This is a genomic window from Streptomyces sp. NPDC046122 (assembly GCF_056429965.1).
The window spans coordinates 229,516-254,461 of sequence record NZ_JBWKLQ010000007.1 but is presented as its reverse complement, the minus strand read 5'-3'; the positions used below and the strand labels follow the sequence as shown (position 1 = coordinate 254,461).

Annotated in this window: 26 protein-coding genes; 14 read left to right on the top strand and 12 right to left on the bottom strand. The window is 71.9% G+C overall.

The window, feature by feature from the left end; translation table 11 throughout:
- Positions 1 to 14: 14 nt before the first annotated feature.
- The gene (locus AC07FK_RS20950; protein ID WP_479106408.1) at positions 15 to 1,268 is read right to left on the bottom strand and encodes an exo-beta-N-acetylmuramidase NamZ family protein; all 1,254 of its coding nucleotides are present in this window, start codon (positions 1,266 to 1,268) and stop codon (positions 15 to 17) included.
- A gap of 181 nt (positions 1,269 to 1,449) precedes the next feature.
- Between AC07FK_RS20950 and AC07FK_RS20945 the strand changes: the two genes are divergently transcribed.
- From AC07FK_RS20945 to AC07FK_RS20935, 3 genes are read left to right on the top strand one after another with little or no spacing between them, the layout of a single operon-like run.
- Positions 1,450 to 2,214: an SDR family oxidoreductase gene (locus tag AC07FK_RS20945; protein ID WP_479106407.1), complete on the top strand. Its 765-nt coding sequence runs from the start codon at positions 1,450 to 1,452 to the stop codon at positions 2,212 to 2,214.
- Positions 2,211 to 3,890 (top strand): class I adenylate-forming enzyme family protein, encoded by a 1,680-nt coding sequence (locus AC07FK_RS20940; protein WP_479106406.1) that lies wholly within the window; start codon positions 2,211 to 2,213, stop codon positions 3,888 to 3,890. Before AC07FK_RS20945 ends, AC07FK_RS20940 begins: the two co-directional genes overlap by 4 nt.
- A gap of 40 nt (positions 3,891 to 3,930) precedes the next feature.
- Positions 3,931 to 4,524 carry a TetR/AcrR family transcriptional regulator gene (locus AC07FK_RS20935; RefSeq protein WP_453406428.1) on the top strand — a complete coding sequence of 198 codons (594 nt, stop codon included), beginning with the start codon at positions 3,931 to 3,933 and terminating at the stop codon, positions 4,522 to 4,524.
- 113 nt (positions 4,525 to 4,637) lie between these two features.
- On the opposite strand, the gene AC07FK_RS20930 is transcribed toward AC07FK_RS20935, so the two are convergent.
- Positions 4,638 to 5,390, bottom strand: a complete 753-nt coding sequence (locus AC07FK_RS20930) for a GbsR/MarR family transcriptional regulator (protein WP_479106405.1) — start codon at positions 5,388 to 5,390, stop codon at positions 4,638 to 4,640.
- Positions 5,391 to 5,645: 255 nt separating this feature from the next.
- On the opposite strand from AC07FK_RS20930, the gene AC07FK_RS20925 reads away from it, so the two are divergent.
- Genes AC07FK_RS20925 through AC07FK_RS20915 form a run of 3 tightly spaced genes read left to right on the top strand, consistent with a single transcriptional unit; the run spans position 5,646 to position 8,118 of the window.
- Positions 5,646 to 6,314: a DUF4097 family beta strand repeat-containing protein gene (locus AC07FK_RS20925; protein ID WP_479106404.1), complete on the top strand. Its 669-nt coding sequence runs from the start codon at positions 5,646 to 5,648 to the stop codon at positions 6,312 to 6,314.
- A gap of 44 nt (positions 6,315 to 6,358) precedes the next feature.
- Positions 6,359 to 7,345, top strand: coding sequence for an ATP-binding cassette domain-containing protein (locus AC07FK_RS20920; protein ID WP_479106403.1), 987 nt, complete (start codon positions 6,359 to 6,361; stop codon positions 7,343 to 7,345).
- Positions 7,342 to 8,118 (top strand): ABC transporter permease, encoded by a 777-nt coding sequence (locus AC07FK_RS20915; RefSeq protein ID WP_479106402.1) that lies wholly within the window; start codon positions 7,342 to 7,344, stop codon positions 8,116 to 8,118. Before AC07FK_RS20920 ends, AC07FK_RS20915 begins: the two co-directional genes overlap by 4 nt.
- Before the next feature lie 134 nt (positions 8,119 to 8,252).
- On the opposite strand, the gene AC07FK_RS20910 is transcribed toward AC07FK_RS20915, so the two are convergent.
- The 7 genes from AC07FK_RS20910 to AC07FK_RS20880 all read right to left on the bottom strand — a co-directional run bounded on the left by AC07FK_RS20910 (position 8,253) and on the right by AC07FK_RS20880 (position 13,424).
- On the bottom strand, positions 8,253 to 9,473 hold the full coding sequence (locus tag AC07FK_RS20910; RefSeq protein WP_479106401.1) for an acyl-CoA dehydrogenase family protein: 1,221 nt from the start codon (positions 9,471 to 9,473) through the stop codon (positions 8,253 to 8,255).
- A gap of 8 nt (positions 9,474 to 9,481) precedes the next feature.
- Positions 9,482 to 10,507, bottom strand: coding sequence for a phosphotransferase family protein (locus AC07FK_RS20905; protein ID WP_479106400.1), 1,026 nt, complete (start codon positions 10,505 to 10,507; stop codon positions 9,482 to 9,484).
- Positions 10,508 to 10,600: 93 nt separating this feature from the next.
- Positions 10,601 to 11,512, bottom strand: a complete 912-nt coding sequence (locus tag AC07FK_RS20900) for an MBL fold metallo-hydrolase (protein ID WP_479106399.1) — start codon at positions 11,510 to 11,512, stop codon at positions 10,601 to 10,603.
- Between the two features lie 111 nt (positions 11,513 to 11,623).
- Positions 11,624 to 11,920, bottom strand: a complete 297-nt coding sequence (locus tag AC07FK_RS20895; protein WP_479106398.1) for a hypothetical protein — start codon at positions 11,918 to 11,920, stop codon at positions 11,624 to 11,626.
- Between the two features lie 163 nt (positions 11,921 to 12,083).
- The gene (locus AC07FK_RS20890) at positions 12,084 to 12,422 is read right to left on the bottom strand and encodes a DUF202 domain-containing protein (RefSeq protein WP_479106397.1); all 339 of its coding nucleotides are present in this window, start codon (positions 12,420 to 12,422) and stop codon (positions 12,084 to 12,086) included.
- The gene (locus AC07FK_RS20885) at positions 12,419 to 12,817 is read right to left on the bottom strand and encodes a YidH family protein (RefSeq protein ID WP_479106396.1); all 399 of its coding nucleotides are present in this window, start codon (positions 12,815 to 12,817) and stop codon (positions 12,419 to 12,421) included. The genes AC07FK_RS20890 and AC07FK_RS20885 overlap by 4 nt, the downstream gene beginning before the upstream one ends.
- A 58-nt stretch (positions 12,818 to 12,875) precedes the next feature.
- Positions 12,876 to 13,424, bottom strand: coding sequence for an NUDIX domain-containing protein (locus tag AC07FK_RS20880; protein WP_479106518.1), 549 nt, complete (start codon positions 13,422 to 13,424; stop codon positions 12,876 to 12,878).
- A gap of 130 nt (positions 13,425 to 13,554) precedes the next feature.
- On the opposite strand from AC07FK_RS20880, the gene AC07FK_RS20875 reads away from it, so the two are divergent.
- Positions 13,555 to 15,210: an FAD-binding dehydrogenase gene (locus AC07FK_RS20875; protein WP_479106395.1), complete on the top strand. Its 1,656-nt coding sequence runs from the start codon at positions 13,555 to 13,557 to the stop codon at positions 15,208 to 15,210.
- 33 nt (positions 15,211 to 15,243) lie between these two features.
- On the opposite strand, the gene AC07FK_RS20870 is transcribed toward AC07FK_RS20875, so the two are convergent.
- Positions 15,244 to 15,672, bottom strand: a complete 429-nt coding sequence (locus AC07FK_RS20870; RefSeq protein ID WP_479106394.1) for an ASCH domain-containing protein — start codon at positions 15,670 to 15,672, stop codon at positions 15,244 to 15,246.
- A gap of 176 nt (positions 15,673 to 15,848) precedes the next feature.
- On the opposite strand from AC07FK_RS20870, the gene AC07FK_RS20865 reads away from it, so the two are divergent.
- From AC07FK_RS20865 to AC07FK_RS20850, 4 genes are all read left to right on the top strand, one after another.
- On the top strand, positions 15,849 to 16,799 hold the full coding sequence (locus tag AC07FK_RS20865; protein WP_479106393.1) for a hypothetical protein: 951 nt from the start codon (positions 15,849 to 15,851) through the stop codon (positions 16,797 to 16,799).
- A gap of 59 nt (positions 16,800 to 16,858) precedes the next feature.
- A complete protein-coding gene (locus AC07FK_RS20860) occupies positions 16,859 to 18,415 on the top strand; it encodes an APC family permease (RefSeq protein ID WP_479106517.1) in 1,557 nt (518 codons plus the stop codon).
- 63 nt (positions 18,416 to 18,478) lie between these two features.
- Positions 18,479 to 19,213 (top strand): molybdopterin-dependent oxidoreductase, encoded by a 735-nt coding sequence (locus AC07FK_RS20855; RefSeq protein WP_479106392.1) that lies wholly within the window; start codon positions 18,479 to 18,481, stop codon positions 19,211 to 19,213.
- A complete protein-coding gene (locus tag AC07FK_RS20850; RefSeq protein WP_479106391.1) occupies positions 19,197 to 19,838 on the top strand; it encodes a cytochrome b/b6 domain-containing protein in 642 nt (213 codons plus the stop codon). Before AC07FK_RS20855 ends, AC07FK_RS20850 begins: the two co-directional genes overlap by 17 nt.
- On the opposite strand, the gene AC07FK_RS20845 is transcribed toward AC07FK_RS20850, so the two are convergent.
- Together AC07FK_RS20845 and AC07FK_RS20840 are read right to left on the bottom strand one after the other, a co-directional pair.
- Positions 19,824 to 21,221 (bottom strand): GntT/GntP/DsdX family permease, encoded by a 1,398-nt coding sequence (locus AC07FK_RS20845; protein WP_479106390.1) that lies wholly within the window; start codon positions 21,219 to 21,221, stop codon positions 19,824 to 19,826. The two genes, AC07FK_RS20850 and AC07FK_RS20845, sit on opposite strands and share 15 nt — an antisense overlap.
- A gap of 7 nt (positions 21,222 to 21,228) precedes the next feature.
- Complete coding sequence (locus AC07FK_RS20840; RefSeq protein ID WP_479106389.1) at positions 21,229 to 21,753, bottom strand: gluconokinase; 525 nt, start codon at positions 21,751 to 21,753, stop codon at positions 21,229 to 21,231.
- A gap of 136 nt (positions 21,754 to 21,889) precedes the next feature.
- Between AC07FK_RS20840 and AC07FK_RS20835 the strand changes: the two genes are divergently transcribed.
- The 3 genes from AC07FK_RS20835 to AC07FK_RS20825 all read left to right on the top strand — a co-directional run bounded on the left by AC07FK_RS20835 (position 21,890) and on the right by AC07FK_RS20825 (position 24,881).
- Entirely contained in the window at positions 21,890 to 22,591 is a 702-nt protein-coding gene (locus AC07FK_RS20835; RefSeq protein WP_479106388.1) for a FadR/GntR family transcriptional regulator, read from the top strand.
- 98 nt (positions 22,592 to 22,689) lie between these two features.
- Entirely contained in the window at positions 22,690 to 23,424 is a 735-nt protein-coding gene (locus AC07FK_RS20830) for a FadR/GntR family transcriptional regulator (RefSeq protein WP_479106387.1), read from the top strand.
- Positions 23,421 to 24,881 carry an amino acid permease gene (locus AC07FK_RS20825; protein ID WP_479106386.1) on the top strand — a complete coding sequence of 487 codons (1,461 nt, stop codon included), beginning with the start codon at positions 23,421 to 23,423 and terminating at the stop codon, positions 24,879 to 24,881. Before AC07FK_RS20830 ends, AC07FK_RS20825 begins: the two co-directional genes overlap by 4 nt.
- The last annotated feature ends 65 nt before the right edge of the window (positions 24,882 to 24,946 follow it).

The window sequence follows — 24,946 nt, the reverse complement described above, 5'->3', positions numbered from 1 at the left end:
GCCCGTGATCCCCCTCAGCGGTACAGGAGATACTCCCGGCGCACGGAGCGGAACGCCGCCAGGTCCGAGCGCCAGGCGTCCACCACCTCGCCCGTGCCCGCCCCCGCGTCGATCATCGTGCGGACCCGGGTGTTGCCCGTCAGCCTGTCGATCCAGTTGTCGGCCCGCCAGGCGAAGCCGCTCCAGCTCCGCTTCGCCGTGACGAGCAGCGCGATGCCGGTGCGCACCGGGTCGTACACCTCCCGGTCGTGCACGTGCAGCTGTACGCCGCCGATCGTCTTCCCCTGGAACTTGGAGAACGTCGGCGCGAAGTACGCCTCCCGGAAGTGCACGCCGGGCAGTCCCGCCGCATTCGCCGTCTCCGCCCACCGGCGGTCGACTCCCTCCGCGCCCAGCAGTTCGAACGGCCGGGTCGTGCCCCGCCCCTCCGACAGGTTGGTGCCCTCGAACAGGCAGGTGCCGGCGTACACCAGCGCGGTGTCGGGCGTCGGCATGTTGGGGCTCGGCGGCACCCACGGCAGTCCGGTCGTGTCGAAGAAGTCGCCGCGCCGCCAGCCCGACATCTTCACCGTCTCCAGCTCCACCGGCCGCTTCAGGAACTCGCCGTTGAACAGCCGCGCCAGCTCGCAGACCGTCATCCCGTGGGCCTGAGCGATCGGCTCGCGCCCCACGAACGTCGCGAACGCCCGGTCCAGGACGGGCCCGAGGGCCGCGCGGCCCGTCACCGGGTTGGGCCGGTCGAGCACCACGAACCGCTTGCCCGCGAGCACGGCCGCCGCCATGCAGTCGTACAGCGTCCAGATGTACGTGTAGAACCGCGCGCCCGCGTCCTGGATGTCGAACACCACCGTGTCCACGCCCGACGCCGTGAAGATGTCGGCGAGCGGCTGCCCGCTCTTCAGATACGTGTCGTACACCGGCAGCCCCGTCGCCGGATCGTCGTGGCGCCCCTCCGAGCCGCCCGCCTGGGCGGTTCCCCGGAAGCCGTGCTCGGGCCCGAAGACGGCGGTGAGGTCCACCCGGTCGTCGGCGTGCATGACGTCCACGACGTGCCGTACGTCCGAGGTGACGCCCGTCGGGTTCGTGACGATCCCGACCTTCTGGCCCGCGAGCGGTGCGTAGCCGTCTGCGGCCAGCCGGTCGAAGCCGGTACGCACCCGGAACCGCCCGTGGCCGCCCCCGGCGGCGGCCGGCGAGGCGGCGCCGAGTGCCCCGGCGGCCCCCGCCGCCCCGGTGGCGGCCAGCAACCCGCGTCTGGACAGGCTCATCCCAGTACCTCCGTGATCGCGGTGTTCTGTCATGGCCACGCACGCTAGCGCGGGATGCGGCCGCGCGGAACGAGCCGGGCAGGGCGGGTCGGCGGTGTTCCGCCCCTTCCACTGCTCCATACCGACCGGTTAGTCTGCCGGAGTCGTCGGCAGGATCGGCAGGAGAGGCAGGACCTCAGGGATGAGCCAGTTCCAGGACGCGGGAGTCGTCGTGACCGGTGCGGGAGGCGGCATCGGCGCCGCTCTCGCCCGCGGATTCGCCGCCGCGGGAGCACGCGTCGTCGTCAACGACCTCGACGCGCAGAAGATCAAGGGGATCGCCGACGAGATCGGCGCGACCGCCGTCGCGGGCGACGCCTCCGCGATCGTCGAGGAGGCCCGTGAGGCGCTCGGCGGCCGGATCGACGTGTACTGCGCCAACGCCGGCCTCGCCTCGCCCGGCGACGCCTTCGCCGACGAGGCGGTCTGGGCCGCCGCCTGGGACGTCAACGTGATGGCCCACGTCAGGGCGGCCAGGGCGCTGCTGCCCGACTGGCTGGAGCGCGGCAGCGGCCGGTTCGTCTCCACCGTCTCGGCGGCCGGCCTGCTCACCATGGTCGGCGCGGCCCCCTACAGCGTCAGCAAGCACGGCGCGCTGGCCTTCGCGGAGTGGCTCTCGCTGACCTACCGTCACCGCGGCGTCAAGGTCCACGCGATATGCCCCCAGGGCGTGCGCACCGACATGCTGACCGCCGCCGGCTCGGCCGGTGAGCTGGTCCTCGCGCCCACCGCCATCGAGCCGCAGGACGTCGTGGACGCGCTCTTCGACGGCATCGGGGCCGACCGCTTCCTGATCCTGCCGCACCCCGAGGTGGCCGGGTACTACCAGGCCCGCGCCGGCGACCCGGACCGCTGGCTGACCCACATGAACCACCTGCAGCGCAAGTGGGAGGAAACAGGCCGATGAGCGAGCCGACCAGCGAGAGCGCGCCCGGTTCCGTCTACGCGGCGAAGCCCTGGCTCGCCCAGCTCACCGACGCCCAGCGGGCCCCGGTGGACCCGCCCGCCACCCTGCTGCACGCCTTCCGCGACGCGGCGGCCCGCGCGCCCGAGCATCCCGCTCTCGCGTACTTCGACGGCCGCCTCAGCTACCGCGAGACCGACGTGCTGTCGGACTCCGTCGCGGGCCACCTGGCCGCCAGGGGCCTGCGGCAGGGCGACCGCGTCGCGATCATGCTCCAGAACAGCCCGCACTTCGTCCTCGCGCTGCTCGGCGCCTGGAAGGCCGGCGCGGTCGTCGTCCCGCTCAACCCGATGTACAAGTCGGCGGAGGTGACCCATGCGCTCGGCGACGCCGAGGCGAGCGCGCTGATCTGTTCGGACCGCGCGTGGGAGGCGTATCTGCGCGAGACCGCCGCCGCCTCGCCCGTGCACATCGCCCTCACCGCCTGCGAACTGGACCTCCAGACCCGGAACGACACCCGCGTACTGAACTTCGAGCGGGCACAGCCGGCCTCCGACGCGGACGACCTGGTGGCCGTCGCCCGCCGCGGGCTGCCGGCCCCGGCGGACCGCGAACCCACCGCCGCCGACGTGGCCCTGATCAGCTACACCTCGGGCACCAGCGGCACGCCCAAGGGCGCCATGAACCTGCACGGCGGGATCATGCACAACGCCGAGCGACAGCGCACCGGCCACCCCATTGCCGAGGGCTCGACGTACTTCGCCCTGGCGCCCCTCTTCCACATCACCGGCATGGTCTGCGAACTCGCCGCCTGCGTCGCCAACACCGGCACGCTGGCCCTCGCGTACCGCTTCCACCCGGGCGTCGTCCTCGACGCGTTCACCGAGCACCGCCCCGCCTACAGCGTCGGTCCCTCGACCGCGTTCATGGCGCTGGCCGCGACCCCCGGCGTCACGCGGGACCACTTCGCCTCCTTCGAGGTCATCTCGTCGGGCGGCGCGCCGTTGCCCCCGGCCCTGGTCGAGAAGTTCCGGGCGGGCTTCGGTCCGTACATCCGCAACGGGTACGGGCTCACCGAGTGCACCGCGCCCTGCGCGTCCGTGCCGCCCGAGAAGGAGGCGCCGGTCGACCCCGCCTCGGGCACGCTGTCCGTCGGCGTGCCGGGCCCCGACACGCTCGTGCGCATCGTCGACGAGAAGGGCGCGGACGTGCCCCTCGGCGAGCAGGGCGAGATCGCCGTCAGCGGCCCCCAGGTGGTTCCCGGCTACTGGCGCCGCCCCGAGGCGACCGCCGAGGGCTTCCCCGGCGGGGAACTGCGCACCGGCGACATCGGCTTCATGGACGAGGGCGGCTGGCTCTACGTCGTCGACCGCAAGAAGGACATGATCAACGCGTCGGGCTTCAAGGTCTGGCCGCGCGAGGTCGAGGACGTCCTCTACACCCACCCGGCGGTGCGGGAGGCGGCCGTCGTCGGCATCCCCGACGCCTACCGCGGGGAGAGCGTCAAGGCGTACGTCAGCCTGCGCCCCGGGGCCGGGGCGGCGCCCGCGGAGCTCAGCGCGTACTGCGCGGAGCGGCTGGCCGCGTACAAGTACCCGCGCGAAGTGGAGATCCTGCCCGAACTTCCCAAGACGACGAGTGGGAAGATCCTCAGGCGGGAACTGCGTTCCCGTTCCTGAACCCTCAACCGGTTGTTTCGACGAAAGGCAGGTGGCGGCAATGGCCAGGACGACGGACGGAAGCGGCATCCCCGTCCCCCAGAGGCTGCTGGCCGCCGCCACCCGCCTGTTCGCCGAGCGCGGGTACGACCGCACGTCGGTGCAGGAGATCGTCGAGGCGGCCGGCGTCACCAAGGGCGCGCTTTACCACTACTTCGGCTCCAAGGACGACCTGCTGCACGAGGTGTACGCCCGCGTCCTGCGGCTCCAGCAGGAGCGGCTCGACGCGTACGCCGACGCGGACGCGCCGGTGGAGCGGCGGCTGCGGGACGCGGCTGCGGACGTGGTGGTCACGACCATCGACAACCTCGACGACGCGTCGATCTTCTTCCGGTCGATGCACCACCTGAGTCCGGAGAAGGACAAGCAGGTACGGGCGGAGCGGCGGCGCTACCACGAGCGGTTCCGCGCGCTGGTGGAGGAGGGGCAGCAGGCGGGGGTGTTCTCCACCGCCACCCCGGCCGACCTGGTGGTCGACTACCACTTCGGCTCGGTGCACCACCTGTCGACGTGGTACCGCCCGGACGGCCCGCTCACCCCGCAGCAGGTGGCGGACCACCTGGCGGACCTGCTGCTGCGGGCGCTGCGGCCGTAGGTCCGGCGCCGCACTCGCCCGCCCGGCCTCGTACACCGAAGGGGCTGAAGTCGCTCAGGAAGCGGCTTCAGCCCCTTTCGTGGTGCCCGCCACCACGGAGGTGCGACAGTCCGTCAGCGATCCGCACCCGGCTCGGCGGCCCCGGCTGAGGTGCCTGCGGGCTTCGTGTACAGGATGTCGCGGGCCTGCTCCGCCGCGCGGGTGATGCTCTCGCTGACGAAGTCGACGAAGCGGGAGATGTTCTCCAGACGGATGGCGGCGGGGGTGCCGGGGCCGAGGATGCCGACGCCCGCGCGTGCGGTCTCGCCGAGTTGGGCGGTGGAGCGGGCGCTGGCCATCATCGACTGGTACCAGACGTCGTCGTCGACGAAGTAGCGCTCGCGGCGGCCCTCGTCGCGCTCCCGGCGGACGAGGCCCTGCTCCTCGAGGAACGCGATCGCCTTGGAGACGGACGCCGGGCTGACCTGGAGGCGCCCGACGAGCTCGGCCGCGGTGAGGCTGCCCTCGTCGGTGGTGTAGAGGCAGACCAGCAGCCGGGCCGCCATCGGGGAGACCCCCGACTGCACGAGGACCTGGGTGAACGTCTCCTCGTACGCGCGGACCGCCTCGGCGTCGCGCCCGTGGGCGAGCTCGGGCGTCCCCTGGTCCCGGGCCGTGGTCAGCCCGCGCCTGCGAGCGCGTTGTTCGGTGGCGCGCTGGGCCTGGTCGGGGCGGTAGCCGGTCGGGCCTCCGTTGCGCATGACCTCACGCGTGACCGTCGAGGTGGGGCGGTCGAGAGCTCGGGCGATCTCCGCGTAGGCGAGGCCGTCGGCCAGTCCCAGCGCGATCTGCCGGCGTTCCTGCTGGGTGAGCCTGCCTCCGGGCATCGCGGTCTCCTTCGTGTCCTGTGCGGCCCGGGCCCGTACGCCCGGGGTAGCGCCACCATAGCGTTCACCTTCAAGCCGTTGCAACGCAAAGGGTCAGGGTCGTTGCGTTAACGTTCAGAATCATTGCTTCAATTTCCCGTTACTGGCCTGCAGTTATGCGGTTTTCGCGGAACAAGATAGTTGCCGGACTGTTGAACGCAACGTAGCGTTTCACTCATCGGAAACGACGAACCGCAGAAACCGAAGGAGCACACCATGCAGAAGTTCGACACCCCCGCCGCGATCGCCACCGTCCTCGACATCCCCGCCGGGATCATCCGCTTCATCGCCGCCGACCGCGCCGACACCACAGTCGAGGTCCTCCCCGCGAACGCCTCCAAGAGCCGCGATGTGAAGGCCGCCGAGCAGATCGAGGTCTCGTACGAGGAAGGCGTCCTGCGGATCGAGGCCCCGGCGGCGAAGAACCGGATCCTCGGCAACTCCGGATCGGTCGAGGTGACCGTCCAGCTCCCCGCCGGCTCCCGCGTCGAGGGCAGGGCGGCGAGCGCCGAGTTCCGCGCGGTCGGACGGTTCGGCGACGTCGTCCTCGAGGGCGCGTACGGCACCACCAAGATCGACGAGGCCGCGAGCCTGCGCCTCACCGCCCACGCCGGCGACATCGCGGTCGGCCGCCTCAACGGCCCCGCCGAGATCAGCACCGGCAAGGGCGACATCCGGATCGCCGAGGCCGTGAGCGGCACGGTCGTTCTGCGCACGCAGATGGGCGACGTGTCGGTGGTCGCCGCCGCCGGGGTCTCCGCCTCCCTGGACGCCGGCACCGGCTCGGGCCGGATCCACAACGCGCTCAAGAACACCGAGGGCGCCGCCGGCCTGAACATCCACGCGACCACCGAGTACGGCGACATCGACGCCCGCAGCATCTGAGCCACCCCCTCCGCAGCCTCGAGCCACTACAAGGAGCACCCCTCATGACCACCAGCTTGGCCATCGCGGCGAACGGGCTGCGCAAGGCGTACGGCGACAAGACCGTCCTGGACGGCATCGACCTCGCCGTCCCCGCAGGCACGGTCTTCGCCCTGCTCGGCCCGAACGGCGCCGGCAAGACCACCGCCGTGAAGATCCTCTCCACCCTCGTGTCCGCCGGCGCCGGTTCCGGCGAGATCCGGGTCGGCGGTCACGACCTCGCCACCGACGCGCAGGCGGTCCGCGCCGCGATCGGCGTCACCGGGCAGTTCTCCGCCGTCGACGGCCTGATCACCGGTGAGGAGAACATGCTCCTCATGGCGGACCTGCACCACCTGTCCAAGCGCGAAGGGCGGCGCGTCACCGCCGAACTCCTGGAGCGGTTCGACCTGGCGGAGGCGGCGAAGAAGCCCGCCTCGACCTACTCCGGCGGCATGAAGCGCCGCCTGGACATCGCCATGACACTGGTCGGCGACCCGCGGATCATCTTCCTCGACGAGCCCACCACCGGCCTCGACCCGCGCTCACGCCACACCATGTGGCAGATCATCCGCGAGCTGGTCACGGGCGGGGTCACCGTCTTCCTCACCACCCAGTACCTGGAGGAGGCCGACGAACTCGCCGACCGCATCGCCGTGCTCAACGACGGCAGGATCGCCGCCCAGGGCACCGCCGACGAGCTGAAGCGGCTCATCCCCGGCGGACACGTCCGCCTCCGCTTTGCCGACCCGCACACCTACCGGAACGCGGCCACAGCGCTCAGCGAAGCCGGCCGGAACGACGAGGCGCTCGCCCTGCAGATCCCCAGCGACGGCAGCCAGCGCGAACTGCGCTCCGTCCTCGACCGGCTCGACGCCGCCGGCATCGAGGCGGACGAACTGACGGTCCACACCCCCGACCTCGACGACGTGTTCTTCGCTCTCACCGGCGGCGGCGCCGGCATCCCCAACCAGCCCAGCCAGCCCAACCAGCCCAAGGAGACGGCCCGATGAGCACCCTGTCCCTCGCCGTGCGCGACTCGTCCACCATGCTGCGCCGCAACCTCCTGCACGCCCGGCGCTACCCCTCCCTCACGCTGAACCTGCTGCTCACGCCCGTCATGCTGCTGCTGCTCTTCGTCTACATCTTCGGCAACGCGATGAGCGGCGGCGCGGGCCGCTCCGCCTACATCGCCTACATCGTCCCCGGCATCCTGCTGATGACCATCGGCTCCACCGTCATCGGCACCGCCGTCTCCGTCTCCACCGACATGAACGAGGGCATCATCGCCCGCTTCCGCACCATGGCCATCCACCGCGGCTCGGTGCTCGTCGGGCACGTCGTCGGCAGCGTCCTGCAGTCCATCGCCAGCGTGGTCCTCGTCGGCGCGGTCGCCGCCGCCATCGGTTTCCGCTCCACGGACGCCACCCCCCTGGAATGGCTCGCGGCGTTCGGACTGCTCGTGCTCTTCGCCATGGCGCTCACCTGGATCGCGGTCGGCATGGGGCTGATCAGTCCCAACGCCGAGGCCGCCAGCAACAACGCCATGCCGATGATCCTCCTGCCGCTCCTGTCCAGCGCCTTCGTCCCCCTCGACACCATGCCCGGCTGGTTCCGGCCCATCGCCGAGTACCAGCCCTTCACCCCCGCCATCGAGACGCTCCGCGGCCTCCTGCTCGGCACCGAGATCGGCCACAACGGATGGCTGGCCGTCGCCTGGTCCCTCGGCCTCGCGGTCCTCGGCTACCGCTGGTCGGCCTCGAAGTTCAACCACGACCCCAAGTAGGAGCCATGCCGGCGCGGGCCGCCTTCCTCCCGCCCACTCGCTCCGCCCCAGGGCGGCGTACCCCGACACCGCGTCGGCGTACGCCGCCCCGTTCGCGTGCGAGGGGGACGTCGTCCCGCCCGCGCCGCGTCCTGTCAGACGTACTTCTTCAGTTCCCGTCGCGCCAGCGACCGCTGGTGCACCTCGTCCGGCCCGTCCGCCAGCTTCAGCGTCCGCGCCCCCGCCCACAGTTCCGCCAGCGGGAAGTCCTGGCTGACCCCGCCCGCGCCGTGCAGCTGCACCGCCTTGTCGATGATGTCGACGACCGCGCGCGGTGTGGCGATCTTGATGGCCTGGATCTCCGTGTGCGCCCCGCGGTTGCCCACCGTGTCCATCAGCCACGCCGTCTTGAGCACCAGCAGCCGCAACTGCTCCACGGCCACCCGCGCGTCCGCGATCCAGGTGTGCACCACGCCCTGCTGGGCGAGCGCCTTGCCGAAGGCCGTACGCTCCACCGCCCGCCGGCACATCAGCTCGATCGCCCGCTCCGCCATGCCGATCAGCCGCATGCAGTGGTGGATCCGGCCCGGCCCGAGACGCGCCTGGGCGATGGCGAAACCGCCGCCCTCCTCGCCGACCAGGGCCGAGGCCGGCACGCGCGCCCCGTGGAAGAGGACCTCCGCGTGGCCGCCGTGGGAGTGGTCCTCGTACCCGTAGACCTGCATCGCGCGCCGGATCTCGACGCCCGGGGTGTCGCGCGGCACGAGGATCATCGACTGCTGGCGGCGTACGTCCGCACCGTCCGGGTCGGTCTTGCCCATGACGATGAAGATCTTGCAGTCGGGGTTCATCGCCCCGGAGATGTACCACTTGCGCCCGGTGACGACGTACTCGGACCCGTCGGCGGACCTCTCGATCCGCGTCTCGATGTTCGTCGCGTCCGACGAGGCCACCTCGGGCTCCGTCATCGCGAACGCCGACCGGATCTCACCGGCGAGCAGCGGCTCCAGCCACTGCTTCTTCTGCTGCTCGGAGGCGAACTGTGCCAGCAGCTCCATGTTCCCCGTGTCCGGCGCCGCGCAGTTCAGCGCGGTCGGCGCGAGCTGCGGGCTGCGGCCGGTGATCTCCGCGAGCGGGGCGTACTGGAGGTTGGTGAGCCCCGCGCCGTACTCCACGTCGGGCAGGAACAGGTTCCACAGGCCCTGCCTGCGGGCCTCCGCCTTGAGGTCCTCCACGACCTGCGGGGTGTCCCACGGAGAGGCCAGCCGCTCACGCTGCTCGTGCGCGACGCTCTCGGCCGGATAGACGAACTCGTCCATGAAGGCGAGGAGTTTGTCGCGCAGCTCTTCGGTCCGTGCGTCGTATGCGAAATCCATGGCGGGGCTCAGCCTTCCTGAAGGGTGGTCAGACCGTGCTCGATGAAGACGGGCACGAGGTCGCCGATCCGGTCGAAGCCGGCGCCGACGGTCTGCCCGAGCGTGTAGCGGTAGTGGATGCCCTCGAGGATCACGGCGAGCTTGAACCACGCGAACGCCGTGTACCAGGCGATGGCCGAGGTGTCCCGGCCGGACCGGGCGGCGTACCGCTCGACGATCTCGCGCGGCGAGGGGTGACCCGGGGCGCCGGCCGTCGTGGAGACCGGGGAGTCGGGCACGTCCGGCCGGGAGCTGTACATCACGAGCAGCCCGAGGTCGGTGAGCGGGTCGCCGAGGGTGGACATCTCCCAGTCGAGGACGGCGTTGATCCGGTCGTCCTCGCCGCCGATCAGGACGTTGTCGAGCCGGTAGTCGCCGTGCACGACCGTGGGCGCGGGGGAGTCGGGCAGCGAGCGGCCGAGCGCGGCGTGCAGCTCGTCGATGCCCGCCAGCTCTCGGTTGCGGGAGGCGTCGAGCTGCTTGCCCCAGCGGCGCAGTTGCCGGTCCAGGAAGCCCTCGGGGCGGCCGAAGTCGCCGAGGCCGACGGCCCCGGGGTCCACGGCGTGCAGGTCCACGAGCGTGTCGACGAGGCCGAGGACGGCGGCGCGGGTCCGCTCGGCGCCGAGCGCGGCCAGCTCGCCGGCCGTCCGGTACGGAACGCCCTCCACGAACTGCATGACGTAGAACGGCGCCCCGACGACCGACTCGTCGTCGCACAGCAGCAGCGGCTCGGGAACCGGCACGTCGGTCGGGTGCAGCGCGCTGATCACCCGGTACTCGCGCTTCATGTCGTGCGCGGTCGCCAGCACGTGGCCGAGCGGCGGACGCCGCACCACCCACCGGGCCGTGCCGTCCGTGACGGCGTACGTCAGGTTCGAGCGGCCGCCCTCGATGAGCCGGGCGCTGAGCGGTCCGCTCACCAGCCCCGGCCTCACGCGGTCGAGATGACCGCGCAACTGCTCGAGATCGAGACCTGGCGGGTGGACAGCACTCATGGGGGCACCTCCGGGGGCGGACAGGACGTCGCGTCTCATCATGCCGACCAGTCGGTATGCCGTCCAGTGCGCCGACGCGCCCAGAGACGCGGATCACGCGTGGCAGGCGACCGGCTTCCCGCCGTTCATGACCGCCATGTCGCCGAAGACGAGCAGCGGGTCGAGGGGCGAGCCCTCCGGCAGGCCGTCCAGTTCGGCGTAGGCCCGGTGCAGGTTGGCGACGAGCCGCTCGCTCTCGCGCAGCGCGGCGAACGGTCCGGGGCCGGCCTCCTGCGCGGTCTCCAGCGGCGTGCGGCCCTTCGCGTGCCCGGCCTCCGCGATTTCCGCCACGTACCGCAGGTAGCTCTCGGTCGCGTCGTACGCCGACGGGTCGGTGACCGGGCCGTGGCCGGGCACCACGGTCCGCGCGTCCAGCGAGCGGAGCAGGCCGAGGGCGCGCAGGGACCCGCTCAGCGACCCCATGGGGAGGAAGGGGGTGCCGCCCTGGAACACCATGTCGCCGGTGAAGACGATGCCGTGCTCGGGCAGGTGGACGATCGAGTCGCCGGTGGTGTGCGCCACACCGGGGTGGAGCACCCGCACCTCGGTCCCGGCCGTGTGGAGCGTGAGCCGCTCGCTGTAGGTGAGAGTGGGGGCGGTGACGGTGATGTCGCCGAAGTCGTTGTCCGGCCACACGAGGTGGAGCTGGAGGCCGGCGGCGAGCGCCTCGGCGCGGCATGCGTCGTGCCCGACGACCGTGGCCCCGGGCGCGAAGACGCCGTTGCCGTAGGTGTGGTCGCCGTGATGGTGGGTGTTGACGACGGTGCGGGGGAGCGGCGCGCCGGTCGCCAGGAGCGCTTCGCGCAGCGCGTGCGCACGGCGCTCGGTGGCCGCGGTGTCGACCAGGAGCGTCGAGGCGCCGTCGCTGACGAACCCCGCGTTGTTCAGGCACCACCCGCCGTCCGGCTGGATGTACGCGTGCACGTCGGGCGCGAGCTGGACGAGGTGCGGGTCCGTGGCAGGCACTGCGGGTCCCCCGGGGCGGGCGTCGGGTCGTTCGGCGTCCGGACAGGTCGACACGAGCCTGCCAGTCGCGGCCCGTCCGGGGAAGGGAGGCCCGGTGGCCGGGCCCGCGCCTCAGTGGTCGTCCCAGTGCCCGTCGTGAGCGGCGTGGCGGTGGCCGTCGTGCACGTAGTCGAGGTGGTCGCCGTGCGGGACGGCGCTGTGGCCGCAGCCCTGGCCGTGCTCGTGGGTGTGACCGCCGTGACTGTGGTGGTCCGTGGACTCGCACTCGTCCCAGTGTCCGGAGTGCTCGCGGTGCAGGTGCCCGTTGTGCGCGTAATCCGTGTGGTCGCCGTGCGGGACGGCGTCGTGCCCGCAGGCCGGTCCGTGCGTGTGGGTGTGGGCGGCGTGCTCCTGGTGCAGGGTGCTCATGACGTCCACCTCTGGTGCGATTACTGATGCTTTGCGGTACTTCCAGGCTAGTCCCGGGCGCCACCGGCGTCCCCTTTCCCGGCCCCGCGCCGCGGCGGTTTCGCCACCGGACCACCCGTGGGGGCGCGGCGGCGACGGCGTCCGCACGACCGCTCCGGGCCGGTCACACCACGATCGCCACGGCGAACCCGGCCAGGGCGATCGTGCAGAGCGTCGCGGTCGCCGCGGCCCGCACGGACATCGGCGCCGGCCTGGTTGTGCTGCCGAGGGTCCGGATGCGGTGGTGGGCGATCCGCAGGAAGCCCAGCCAGACGAGCACGCACAGCGCGGCGGCGACCACCCCGGCCGCGCCGATCTCGTCGTGCACCGCCTGCTTCGCCGCCAGTACGGCCACCACCGTGCAGGCGAGCGTCGTCCTGCGCCAGGCGAGCCGCGTCCGCTCCGGCTGGAGGCCGGGGTCCCGCGCGGGGCCCGCGGTCCCGGCTCCCGCCGGGCCGGTCACGCGCCGCCCTCCCACCCGAAGAGGACGACCACCACCATGACGACGGCGACGACCGCCACCACGAGACTCAGCACCGTCGGGAAACGGGTCACCGGGAGGTCGTCGCCGCGCCGCATGGCCCGCTCGCACCGCACCCAGTGGTTGACCGCCCGCAGCGCGCACAGCACACCGGCGGCCAGCAGGCCGAGCGCCATCGCGGCGCGTACGCCCCACGCCAGGCCGGGCAGGAACTGGTCGACCGCGAAACCGCCGCCGATGAGCGCCAGCGCCGTACGGATCCAGGCCAGGAAGGTGCGCTCGTTGGCCAGCGAGAAGCGGTAGTCGGGCGTCTCGCCCTCTTCCCGGATCCGCTGCGGCGCGAACCAGAGCCGCAGCCCCCGTACAAACTCGGTCACCCGCCGCACCCTACCCGGCGGCTCTCCGTGCCCCGGGAACGCGCCGGCCGGGGCGCGTTCAGGGCCGGCCGGGGGCCGGCGGGGCGGCGTCGCCGGGCGTCGCGCGCAGGCGCCGCCAGGCGGCGAGGCCGTCCGGCACCCACGGCCACTCGCCCCCGGTGAGCCGCCTCTCCAGCTCGGCGCCGGTCAGGAAGCCGTACCAGGCGACCTCCTCCGGCTGCGGGTCCACCGGCAGGTCGCACCGCACCTCGTAGACGTAAGACCACCACGTCCGCGCCCCGTCGGCGTCCTCGTACAGGAACTTGAACAGCGGTACGGGCGCGGGCAGCCCGGAGACCCCCAGCTCCTCCTCCGCCTCCCGCAGCGCCGCCTCGTCGTACGACTCGCCCGCGCCGACCACCCCGCCCACGAACATGTCGTACATCGAGGGGAAGACCAGCTTCACCGGCGTCCTGCGGTGCACGAAGTACCGGCCCTCGCCGTCCCGCGCCAGGACGAAGACGCAGCGGTGGCGCAGGCCCCGCGCGTACACCTCGCCGCGCGGGGCCCGGCCGACCACCTCGTCGTTCTCGTCGACGACGTCCAGGATCTCGTCGGCGGGAGTCACAGGAGTCTCAGGAGTCATACGGCCATCCAACCCCACCGCCGCCAGGCGGTTGACGCCCCGCCCGCCGCTGCCGAAGATCTGACGCACGGGTAACTTCTCGCCCCACCCGCCACCGGCAAGGACGGAAACCATGGCGTACGACGCTGACGTGATCGTGATCGGGGCGGGCCTCGCGGGCCTGGCCGCCACCGCCGAACTCGTCGACGCGGGCCGCAAGGTCATCCTGCTCGACCAGGAACCCGAGCAGTCGATCGGCGGTCAGGCCCACTGGTCGTTCGGCGGGCTGTTCCTCGTCGACTCGCCCGAACAGCGCCGCATGCGCATCAAGGACAGCCGCGAGCTCGCCCTCCAGGACTGGCACGGCACGGCGGGCTTCGACCGCGACGAGGACCACTGGCCGCGCAAGTGGGCCGAGGCGTACGTCGACTTCGCGGCCGGTGAGAAGCGGGCCTGGCTGCACGGGCAGGGCGTGCGCTTCTTCCCGGTCGTGGGCTGGGCCGAGCGCGGCGGTTACGACGCCACCGGGCACGGCAACTCCGTACCCCGCTTCCACATCACCTGGGGCACCGGACCCGGCATCGTCGCCCCGTTCGAGCGGCGGGTGCGCGACGGGGTGGCGCGGGGCCTGGTGCAGCTGAGGTTCCGCCACCGCGTGACCGGCCTGGCGCGCGGCGCCGGTTCCGTGGACACCGTCTCCGGAGAGGTGCTGGAGCCCTCGGGCGCCGAGCGCGGGGCGGCCAGCAGCCGCGAGGTGACGGGGACGTTCGAGTACCGCGCCCAGGCGGTGATCGTCACCTCGGGCGGCATTGGCGGCAACCACGACCTCGTGCGGGCCAACTGGCCGAAGCGGCTCGGCACGCCGCCCGCCTCGATGCTCTCCGGCGTGCCCGCGCACGTCGACGGCCTGATGCTCGGCGTCACGGAGGCGGCCGGCGGACGCATGATCAACCGCGACCGCATGTGGCACTACACGGAGGGCATCCAGAACTGGAACCCGATCTGGGCCAAGCACGGCATCCGCATCCTGCCCGGCCCCTCGTCCCTGTGGTTCGACGCACGCGGCAGGCGCCTGCCGGTACCGCTCTTCCCGGGCTTCGACACGCTGGGGACGCTCGACCACATCATGCGCACGGGGTACGACCACACCTGGTTCGTCCTCGACCAGAGGATCATCGGCAAGGAGTTCGCGCTGTCGGGTTCCGAGCAGAACCCGGACCTCACGGGCAAGTCCGTCCGCGGCGTCCTCGGCCGCGCCCGCGCCGACGTCCCCGGGCCGGTCCGGGCGTTCATGGACAAGGGCGCGGACTTCGTCGTCGAGAAGGACCTCGCCTCGCTGGTGCGCGGCATGAACGCGCTCACCGACGAGCCTCTGATCGACGAGGCGCAGCTCCGCCGCGAGATCACCGCGCGGGACCGGGAGATCACCAACACCTTCACCAAGGACCTCCAGGTCATGGCGATCCGGGGCGCGCGCAACTACCTGGGCGACAAGCTGATCCGCACGGCCGCGCCGCACCGCATCCTCGACCCCTCGGCCGGTCCGCTCATCGCCGTCCGCCTGCACATCCTCACCCGCAAGTCGCTCGGCGGCCTGGAGACCGATCTGTCGTCGCGCGTGCTCACGGAAGGCGGCGACGTCCTGCCGGGCGTGTACGCCGCGGGGGAGGCGGCGGGCTTCGGCGGCGGCGGAGTCCACGGGTACCGCTCCCTGGAGGGCACGTTCCTCGGCGGCTGCCTGTTCTCCGGACGTACGGCGGGCCGGGCGGCGGCGCGCGCGGTGGCGTAGGCGCGCCGGTCGCGGCGCCGCTGCCGGCGCCCCTCAGGTCTCCAGGCGCTCCACGACCCGGAAGCGTTCCGCGACGATCATCGTGGTGTCGTCGACGGTGAACTCCGGGTCGCCCAGCGCCTCGCGCATCTCCTCGCCGTGCCAGAACCGCTCGTGTCCCGCACGCCACTCGGCCACCGACGTGTAGCCCTCGCCCTCGTCCAGCGCGTGCTGGAGGTCCACCTCGCCGAGCGCCAGCACCCGTACCTCGGTCAGCTCGATCACCGCCACCTCGCGGCCTTCCGAGTCGATCACGACGGACCGCTCGCCGGCGGGCGGCAGTTCCTCCTGCTCGGCCTCGTACTCGGCGAGCAGGCCGGTGGTCGAGACCTTCTCGCCGGACAGCACGGCGGCGACCAGCCGGTCGCGGAGCGGCCCGGGGAAGGCGAACAGGCACGGCGGCAGCGCAGAGGGTGCGGACATGGACGCAAGACTAGGCCCCGGACCGGCCGTCGGACCGGGTCGTCGCAGGTGGGTGCCCGTTCAACTACCGAATGTCGGCCGAAAGTTGGTTTAGACCGCCCTTGACGCGGACTACCCCGTACCGCTTTGCTGTGCGTGATCAAACGCTCGCACACTGCGCCGTGGAGGACCCGCGGATGCCCCCACCTCCGCCACCCCTCGGCCGCTCGCGCCGCCGTACCGACCCCTCGTTCGACGCCGCACTCGACGACGCCGAACTCGTCACCGTACGCGGACAGCTGGCCCAGGGACGCTGGACCAGGGCCCGTTCCCTGCTCGCCGCCACCGGCGACGACTGGGACCGCCGGGGCCACCGTCTCGTCGTGCTCGCCCAGGCCAACGGCGCCGCCGCGTGGGCCGGCGACTGGCTGCTCGCCGAACCCGAGAGCGCCGACGCCGTCACGCTCATCGCCTGCGCCGCCGTCCTCGGTGCGCTGCGCGGCAAGGAGTCCGAGGACCGCGCGCGCGAGGCGTGCCGCCGCGCCGCGGAACGCTCGCCGGCCGACCCGACGCCCTGGCTCGGCCTGCTGCTCCTGGCCCGCTCCCTCGGTACGGAGGAGGAGGTCACCCAGCTCTTCGACCAGGTGCGGCTGCGCCACCCCGAGCACCACCACGCGCACCACCTGATGGCCGCCCGCCTCGCCGAACGCCGCCCGGACATAGGCAGCGACCCGCTCCACGAGGTGTACGACTTCGCCGCCTGGGCCGCCGAGCAGGCCCCCGCCGACTCCCCGCTCGCGGTACTGCCCGTGGTGGCCCACGCCGAGCGCTACCGGGCCCTGGCCCTCGCGGGCAAAGTGCCGGACGACCCCGCGTTCTCCGGCCACTGGACGGGCCGGCGCGCCCGCCAGGTGATGAAGGCGGCGTTCGACTGGTGGCTGGAGTGGGAGCACGAGGGCCACCCGCGCCGGCACATCGACCTCAACTACCTTGCCCACGCGAAGCTCTGCGAGGGCAGGGCGGCCGAGGCCGCCGCCCTCATCAACCGCATCGGCCCGCACGCCACCGAAGCCCCGTGGTCGTACCCCGACCGCGACCCGCACAAGGCCTTCCGCGCCGCGCGCGGCGCCGCGCTGGGGATCGCATGACCCCGCACCTCAAGGCCACCGCCCACGTCACCTCACCGAAGCGAAGGGACCACCCCGCCATGTCGGGCAGTTCGAGCACGAGCGAAAGAAGCAGGGCCGCCGACGCCGCGGACGGCGGCGAGATCCGTACCTACAAGGGGCAGGAACGCGCGCTGCGGGCCGGCCGCCTCGGCACGACGGGACTGCTGCTGTCCGTCCTGGCCGCGAGCGCACCGCTCATGGTCGTCGCAGGTGTCATGCCCACTACATACGGCGTGATGGGCATCGTCGGTCAGCCGCTGCTCTTCGTCATCCTCGGCGTGGTCCTGATGCTGTTCAGCGTCGGGTACGCCGAGATGAGCCGCCACGTGCACAACGCCGGCGCCTTCTACGCCTACATAGCCCGCGGCCTCGGCCCGACCGCCGGGGCCGGAGCCTCCCTGGTCGCCCTCGTCGCGTACAGCGCGATGCAGGTCGGCATCTACGGCATCCTCGGCTTCGAGATCTCCGGGATCTTCGCCACCTACCTCGACATCACCGTCGCCTGGTGGGTCCCCGCACTCGTCGCGGTGGTGGTCGTCGGCGCGCTCGGCTGGCTGAAGATCGACCTCAACGCCAAGGTGCTGGGCGTGCTGCTCGTCGTCGAGTGCGCGCTCGTCGTGATCTTCGACGTGGCCGCCATCGCCGAACCGGCCAAGGAGGGCCTGTCCCTCCAGGCGTTCAACCCCGAGACCCTCACCGGCGCGGGACTGGGCACCGCGCTCTGCTTCTGCATCGCCGCCTTCGTCGGCTTCGAGCAGGCCCCGGTGTACGCCGAGGAGACCAGCCGCCCGCAGATCGTCGTCTCGCGCGTGATGTTCCTCGCCGTCGGGTACGCCGCGCTGTTCCTGGCCCTCAGCGCCTGGGCGCTCAGCGTCGCCGCCGGACCCGGCCGGATCGTCGAGGTGGCGGGCGAGCAGGGGCCGGGGCTCCTCTTCACCCTCACCGAGAGCCGGCTCGGCTCCACGTTCACCGACGTACTCCACATCCTCTTCGTGACCGGCATGTTCGCCGCGCTGCTCAGCTTCCACAACGTCGTCGCGCGGTACGCGTTCGCCATGGGCCGCGAGGGGCTGCTGCCGGCCTCCTTCGGCCGTACGAACCGGACGAGCGGCGCCCCCGCCGCCGGCTCGCTGCTCCAGTCCGGCCTCTCCCTCGCCGTCGTCCTCGCCTTCGCGTTCAGCGACGACAAGCCGGCCGGTGACCCGACCGTGCCCGTGCTGCACCTGTTCACCTGGATGGGCAACGTCGGGGCGCTCGGCGTCATCCTGCTGATGGCCGCCGCGTCCATCGCGGTCATCGCCTTCTTCGTACGCCGCGGAGCCGGCCGCGCGCAGGCCGGGCGCCTGGTGGCGTCGGGCATCGCCGCGGCGGCCCTCCTGGTCATCGCCTTCTACACGGTGAAGGACTTCGACGTCCTCGTGGGCGCGGGCCCCGGCTCGGCGCTCAGCTGGATCCTGCCGGGCGTCATCGGCGTCGCGCTCGTCGGCGGGCTGGTCTACGGGGCGGTGCTGCGCTCGGCCAAGCCCGAAGTGCACGCCCGGATCGGTCTGGGCAACGAGGCGTTCCAGCTGGAGAAGCAGGCCGGCGAAATCTGACGGAAGCCTGACGGATCCCCGCGGTCGCTGGCCCTCGGCGGCCGCGGGTGTTCGAATTGACCCATGACTCCGCCACCTCCGGCCGGCCCGGACAGCGGCGGCGCCCCCGTCGGCCGCCGGCTCGTCCTGGGCATGCTGGGCCTGGGCGCCGCGGGCCTGGTCACCGCGCCGTACCTCCAGAGAGGGCTCGAAGCCTTCCTCGGCTCGGCCGCGGACAGGGACCCCACCGGCCTGACCGGCCTCCTGCCCAACGGCGGCGGCTTCCGCTACTACTCCGTCGCCTCCTCCGTGCCGCGCAAGGGCCCGGAGACCTACCGGCTGAAGGTCGACGGGCTGGTGGAGCGGCCCGCGACGTACACGCTCGACGACCTGCGCGCGATGGAGCAGACACGGATCGTGCGCGACGTCCAGTGCGTCACGGGGTGGCGGGTCCCGGACACGCCCTTCGAGGGGGTGCGGCTGTCGCGGCTGCTGGCCGCCGCGGGGGTGCGGCCCGAGGCGGCCGCGATCCGCTTCACCTGCTTCGACGGCACGTACAGCGAGAGCCTGACCCTCCAGCAGGCCCGCAGGAGAGACGTCCTGGTGGCCCTGCGGATGAAGGACAGGCCGCTCAGCCACGCGCACGGCGGCCCGGTGCGGCTGTACGTCGCGCCCATGTACTTCTACAAGTCGGCCAAATGGCTGTCCGGCATCACTGTCACCCCCGAGGTGCGCCCCGGGTACTGGGAGAAGCGCGGCTACGACGTCGACGCCTGGGTCGGCCGCTCGAACGGACGCGACGATGCCCCCACGGTCTGAACTCCCCGCCCGGCTGAGGCGCTTCAGCCGCTCCGAGCAGTGGGTGCACCGCGCCACGGCGGGCCTGACCCTGCTGTGCCTCGCGACGGCGGCCTGTCTGTACGTACCGCAGCTAGCCGAACTCGTCGGCCGCCGCCACCTGGTCGTCACCGTGCACGAGTGGTCGGGGGTGCTGATCCCGGCGCCGCTCCTGCTCGGCCTGGCCTCCCGGGCCTTCCGCGCGGACCTCGGCCGACTCAACCGGTTCGGGCCGCACGACCGGCAGTGGCTGCGGGCCGCGCTGCGACGGGAGCACGGGCCGCGCCCGGCGGGCAAATTCAACGCCGGCCAGAAGCTCTACGCGGGCTGGATCGCGGGGGCGGTGCTCGTGATGCTCGGCACCGGGCTGCTCATGTGGTTCACGGACCTCGCCCCGCTGGTCTGGCGTACGAGCGCCACCTTCGTCCACGACTGGCTCGCCCTCGCCATGGGCATAGTGATCGCCGGGCACATCGGGATGGCCGCCGCACGGCCGGAGTCCCGCCGCGGCATGCGCACCGGGACCGTCGACCGCGCGTGGGCGGGGGTGGAACACCCGCTGTGGGCACAGGAGTCGGACGACCGGCGGGACCTAGAGAACGAGTGACAACAGCAGGACGAAGCCCAGTGCGACCACCGAAATGATCGTCTCCATCACCGACCAGGTCTTGATCGTCTGGCCGACGTCCATGCCGAAGTACTCCTTCACCAGCCAGAACCCCGCGTCGTTGACGTGGCTGAAGAAGAGCGAGCCGGCGCCCACCGCGAGCACCAGCAACGCCGCGTGCGAGGCCGGCATGTCGGCGGCCAGCGGGGCGACCAGACCGGCCGCGGAGATGGTGGCGACCGTCGCGGAGCCCGTCGCGAGACGGATGGCGACGGCGATCAGCCAGGCCAGCAGCAGCGTCGGGATCGCCCAGTCTTCGGAGAAGTCCAGGATCATCTGCCCCACGCCCACGTCGATGAGCGTCTGCTTGAATCCGCCGCCCGCGCCGACGATCATGAGCACCCCCGCGATCGGGGCGAGCGACTTCTCGACGGTCGAGGAGAGGCGGTCCTTGGTGAACCCGGCGGCCCGGCCCAGCGTGAACAGCCCCACCAGTACGGCGGCCAGCAGCGCGATCAGCGGCGAGCCGATGACGTCCGTGACCCGCTGGAGGGCGTTCCCGGGGTCGTCGACCACGATGCCCACGAGCGCCTTGGCCAGCATGAGCGCGACCGGGAGCATGACGGTGGCCACGGTCGCGCCGAAGCCGGGACGGCGCTCCAGATCCTCGGAGGGACGCTGCGGAATCAATCGTTCCGGCGCGGGGACGTCCACCCAGCGGGCGGCGTACTTCGAGAAGACCGGCCCCGCGATGATCACGGTCGGGATCGCGACGAGCACCCCCAGCCCCAGGGTGAGGCCCAGGTTGGCGTCGATCGCGTCGATGGCGACCAGCGGCCCCGGGTGCGGCGGTATCAGCCCGTGCATGACGGACAGGCCGGCCAGCGCCGGGATGCCGATCCGCATCAGTGAGTAGTTGCCGCGCTTGGCCACCAGCAGCACCACCGGGATCAGCAGCACGATGCCGACCTCGAAGAAGAGCGGCAGGCCGATGATGCTGGCGATCAGCACCATCGCCCACGGCATCGCGCGGCCGCTCGCCCTCGCGAGGATCGTGTCGACGATCTGGTCCGCGCCGCCGGAGTCGGCGAGCAGCTTGCCCAGGATCGCGCCGAGCGCGATGAGCACGCCGACGCCCGCCACCGTGTTGCCCAGGCCGGTCGAGAAACTGGTGACGGCCTTGTCGAGCGGGGCGCCCGCGAACGCCCCGAGCGCCAGCGACCCGATGGTCAGCGCGAGGAAGGCGTGGAGCCTGAACTTCGTGATGAGCAGGACGATGACGGCGATGCCGGCGAGTACGGCCGTCCCGAGCTGGGCGTTGCCCGCCGAGGTGATCGGTTCGACGGCGCCCGCTGCCAGCGTCTCGACGCTGAGACTGGTCACGGTGGCTCTACTTTCTGAAGTCGGTGCTGTCGAGCCGGCGCAGGGCCGCGACGGCTCGTTCGGTGATGTCCTCGGGAGAGCCGGAGACGTCCACGGCCACGCCCGCCTCGTCGTCCTGGAGCGGCTGGAGTGCGGCGTACTGCGAATCGAGCAGCGCGGTCGGCATGAAGTGGCCCCTGCGCTCGCGCATCCGCTCCTCGATCAGCGCCCGGTCGCCCGTCAGGTGCAGGAACACCGCTCCGGGGGCCGCCGCGCGCAGCCGGTCGCGGTAGACGCGCTTGAGGGCCGAGCCGCTGACGACGCCGCCGAGCCCGGCCCGGCCGTGCGCCCACTCGCCGATGGCGTCGAGCCAGGGCCACCGGTCCGCGTCGTCCAGCGGGGTTCCGGCCGACATCTTGGCGATGTTGGCCGGCGGGTGGAAGTCGTCACCCTCGGCGTACGGAACGCCGAGCCGGGCGGCGAGCAGGGGACCGATGGTGGTCTTGCCGGTCCCTGCCACGCCCATCACCACGACGACGTGGGGGCTGTTCATCAGTGGAGTGCCTCGCTGTCCTCATCGACATCGGTCCGTCGCGCTACTGAAACCCATTAGGTACGACGTATTCAAGAGTCTGTGACATAAACGTCGTACTTTTCGCCGCCGGAGCCCGCCCCGTACGCTGATCTCCATGACCAACCAGGCCCGGGGACTGCACGCCCAGCTGCTGGAGAGCCTCGGCCCCGCGATCACCGCCGGTGAGTATCCGCCGGGCAGTGTGCTGCGTACGGACGAGCTCGCCCAGCGCTTCGACGTCTCGCGCACCGTCGTCCGCGAGGCGGTCCGGGTCCTGGAGTCGATGCACCTCGTGGAGTCGCGCCGCCGGGTGGGCGTGACCGTGCGTCCCACCGAGGAGTGGAACGTCTACGATCCGCAGGTCATCCGCTGGCGGCTGGCCGGCGCCGACCGCCTCCGCCAGCTGCGCTCCCTCACCGTCCTGCGCTCGGCCGTGGAGCCGGTGGCGGCTGGACTCGCCGCGCGGTTCGCCACCCCCGAGCAGTGCGCGGCGCTCACCGAGGAGGCGCTCGGGATGGTCGCCACCTCGCGCGGCCGGCAGCTCGACGCGTACCTCGTGCACGACATCGCGTTCCACCGCGTCGTACTGCGTGCATCAGGCAACGAGATGTTCGCGCGGCTCGGCGACGTGGTGGCGGAAGTGCTCAGCGGACGGACGCGGCACCAGGTGATGTTCGAGGATCCGGACCCGGCGGCGGTCACGCTGCACGTCCAAGTCGCCGAAGCCGTACGGGAAGGAGACGCGGTCCGGGCCGAGCGGCTGACCCGCGAGATCGCCCTCGGCGCGCTCCAGGAGCTGGACGTCCTCGCCCCGTGAGCGCCCGCAATGTCCGCCTCATTATCCTTTTGTTCGTTTGAAATCAATTCGCTGAACACTCTTGACGCTTGTATGTCCGACCTCCGAGCATTCTCCGCATGGTCTTGTCAGACAGCCGGACAGGTGGTGGCGCTCCCCGGCGCATCAGCGCGATGGAAGCCGTTTTCGGCCACCTCCGGGACGCCATAGAGCGGGGAGAGCTCGCCGTCGGCGAGAAGCTCCCCACGGAGGCCGAACTCGGCAAGCGCTTCGAGGTCAGCCGCTCCGTCGTGCGCGAGGCGCTGCGCGCCCTCCAGGCGCTCGGCCTCACGGTGTCCCGGGCCGGCAAGGGCACGTACGTCGCGGCCGCCGGCCCCGACCAGAACCCGATCTTCGGTTCGTACTCCGCCCGTGACCTGCTCGAAGTGCGGCGGCACGTCGAGATCCCCGTCGCGGGTTACGCTGCTGTGCGGCGAACGCGGGACGACGTCGACCTGCTGACGCACCTGATCGGGAAAATGGAGCAGGAGCCCGACCCCTCCGCCTGGGTGGCGCTGGACACGCTCTTCCACGTCTCCGTCGCACAGGCGTCGGGCAACCCCGTCTTCCACAAGATCATCGAAGAGATCAGGGACGCCCTCGCGCGGCAGTCCTCCTTCCTGAACCAACTCGGGGACCGGCGACGCCAGTCGGACCTCGAGCACCGGGCCCTCGTAGAGGCGATCGTCGGCGGATCCGAGGGAGCGGCGGTGCAGGCCATGGCCGCTCACCTCGAACACGTCGAGATCACGCTCAACACGATCGTGCGGCCCGGTACCGCACACCCCCCAGATGAAGGCGAATACACAGCATGAGTGACCGCATCCTCCCTGCGGCCCCCGCACGTCCCGCCGAACCCGTGTCGACATCCCCACATGTCGACGCGGGTGACGAGGGTTACAGCAAGGACCTGAAGTCCCGCCACATCAACATGATCGCCATCGGCGGAGCGATAGGCACCGGCCTCTTCCTCGGCGCCGGCGGCCGCATGGCGGGCGCGGGCCCCTCCCTCGCCATCGCGTACGCCGTCTGCGGCGTCTTCGCCTTCTTCGTGGTCCGCGCACTCGGTGAGCTGGTGCTCTACCGGCCGTCCTCGGGCGCGTTCGTGTCGTACGCCCGTGAGTTCATGGGGGAGAAGGGCGCCTTCGCCGCCGGCTGGCTGTACTTCCTCAACTGGTCGACCACCGCGGTGGCCGACATCACGGCCGCCGCGACGTACGCCCACTTCTGGGCCATGTTCAGCGACGTGCCCCAGTGGGTGCTCGCCCTGATCGCGCTCGCCGTCGTCCTCACCGCGAACCTCATCTCGGTGAAGTACTTCGGCGAGATGGAGTTCTGGTTCGCGATCGTCAAGGTCGCCGCCCTGGTCGTCTTCATGGCCATCGGCATCTACCTGGTCGCCACCCAGCACCAGCTCGACGGCCACACCCCCGGCTTCTCCACCGTCAGCGACGGCGGCGGCCTCTTCCCCGTCGGCATGCTGCCCATGCTCCTGGTCATCCAGGGCGTCGTCTTCGCGTACGCGTCGGTCGAGCTGTGCGGTGTCGCCGCCGGCGAGACGAAGAACCCCGAGAAGATCATGCCGAAGGCGATCAACTCGATCATGTGGCGCGTGGGCCTGTTCTACGTGGGCTCGGTCGTGCTGCTCGCGCTGTTGCTCCCGTACACGGCGTACTCCGGCGACGAGAGCCCCTTCGTCACCGTCATGAACAAGCTCGGCGTCCCCGGCGCGGCGGACGTCATGAACCTCGTGGTGCTGACGGCGGCCCTCTCCAGCCTCAACTCGGGCCTGTACTCCACCGGCCGCATCCTGCGCTCCATGGCGCTCTCCGGCTCCGCCCCGAAGTTCACCGGCCGCATGAACAAGGGCCAGGTTCCGTACGGCGGCATCCTGCTCACCGCCGGCTTCGGCGTCCTGGGCGTCGGCCTCAACTACGTCATGCCCGGCGAGGCCTTCGAGATCGTCCTCAACTTCGCGTCGATCGGCATCCTCGGCACCTGGGGCATGATCATGCTCTGCTCGCTGCTGTTCTGGCACCGCTCGAAGGACGGCCGGGTCACCCGCCCGTCGTACCGGCTCCCGTGGGCGCCGTACACACAGCTCGTCACGCTGGCCTTCCTGGCCTCCGTGGTCGTCCTGATGTGGTGGGGCGGCGGCGTCGGCCGTACGACCGTGATGTGCCTCCCGCTGATCGCGGCGGCGCTGGTGGGCGGCTGGTTCGTCGTCCGCAGGCGCGTGGCCGCGCTGGCGCTGGAGCGCGAGGACGCCTAGCCCGGCGGCCCGGCCGGGCCACGGTCCGGGTGATGCGGCCGGTGCGACTCGAAAGGAGCCGCGCC

Coding starts and splice junctions, on each gene's coding strand:
- AC07FK_RS20830 (WP_479106387.1), top strand. CDS start 22,690: ATGGTCTTGTCAGACAGCCGGACAGGTGGTGGCGCTCCCCGGCGCATC.
- AC07FK_RS20840 (WP_479106389.1), bottom strand. CDS start 21,753: ATGAACAGCCCCCACGTCGTCGTGGTGATGGGCGTGGCAGGGACCGGC.
- AC07FK_RS20925 (WP_479106404.1), top strand. CDS start 5,646: ATGCAGAAGTTCGACACCCCCGCCGCGATCGCCACCGTCCTCGACATC.
- AC07FK_RS20825 (WP_479106386.1), top strand. CDS start 23,421: ATGAGTGACCGCATCCTCCCTGCGGCCCCCGCACGTCCCGCCGAACCC.
- AC07FK_RS20940 (WP_479106406.1), top strand. CDS start 2,211: ATGAGCGAGCCGACCAGCGAGAGCGCGCCCGGTTCCGTCTACGCGGCG.
- AC07FK_RS20915 (WP_479106402.1), top strand. CDS start 7,342: ATGAGCACCCTGTCCCTCGCCGTGCGCGACTCGTCCACCATGCTGCGC.
- AC07FK_RS20860 (WP_479106517.1), top strand. CDS start 16,859: ATGTCGGGCAGTTCGAGCACGAGCGAAAGAAGCAGGGCCGCCGACGCC.
- AC07FK_RS20855 (WP_479106392.1), top strand. CDS start 18,479: ATGACTCCGCCACCTCCGGCCGGCCCGGACAGCGGCGGCGCCCCCGTC.
- AC07FK_RS20905 (WP_479106400.1), bottom strand. CDS start 10,507: ATGAGTGCTGTCCACCCGCCAGGTCTCGATCTCGAGCAGTTGCGCGGT.
- AC07FK_RS20875 (WP_479106395.1), top strand. CDS start 13,555: ATGGCGTACGACGCTGACGTGATCGTGATCGGGGCGGGCCTCGCGGGC.
- AC07FK_RS20930 (WP_479106405.1), bottom strand. CDS start 5,390: ATGCCCGGAGGCAGGCTCACCCAGCAGGAACGCCGGCAGATCGCGCTG.
- AC07FK_RS20910 (WP_479106401.1), bottom strand. CDS start 9,473: ATGGATTTCGCATACGACGCACGGACCGAAGAGCTGCGCGACAAACTC.
- AC07FK_RS20950 (WP_479106408.1), bottom strand. CDS start 1,268: ATGAGCCTGTCCAGACGCGGGTTGCTGGCCGCCACCGGGGCGGCGGGG.
- AC07FK_RS20945 (WP_479106407.1), top strand. CDS start 1,450: ATGAGCCAGTTCCAGGACGCGGGAGTCGTCGTGACCGGTGCGGGAGGC.
- AC07FK_RS20850 (WP_479106391.1), top strand. CDS start 19,197: ATGCCCCCACGGTCTGAACTCCCCGCCCGGCTGAGGCGCTTCAGCCGC.
- AC07FK_RS20895 (WP_479106398.1), bottom strand. CDS start 11,920: ATGAGCACCCTGCACCAGGAGCACGCCGCCCACACCCACACGCACGGA.
- AC07FK_RS20935 (WP_453406428.1), top strand. CDS start 3,931: ATGGCCAGGACGACGGACGGAAGCGGCATCCCCGTCCCCCAGAGGCTG.
- AC07FK_RS20870 (WP_479106394.1), bottom strand. CDS start 15,672: ATGTCCGCACCCTCTGCGCTGCCGCCGTGCCTGTTCGCCTTCCCCGGG.
- AC07FK_RS20865 (WP_479106393.1), top strand. CDS start 15,849: ATGCCCCCACCTCCGCCACCCCTCGGCCGCTCGCGCCGCCGTACCGAC.
- AC07FK_RS20835 (WP_479106388.1), top strand. CDS start 21,890: ATGACCAACCAGGCCCGGGGACTGCACGCCCAGCTGCTGGAGAGCCTC.
- AC07FK_RS20920 (WP_479106403.1), top strand. CDS start 6,359: ATGACCACCAGCTTGGCCATCGCGGCGAACGGGCTGCGCAAGGCGTAC.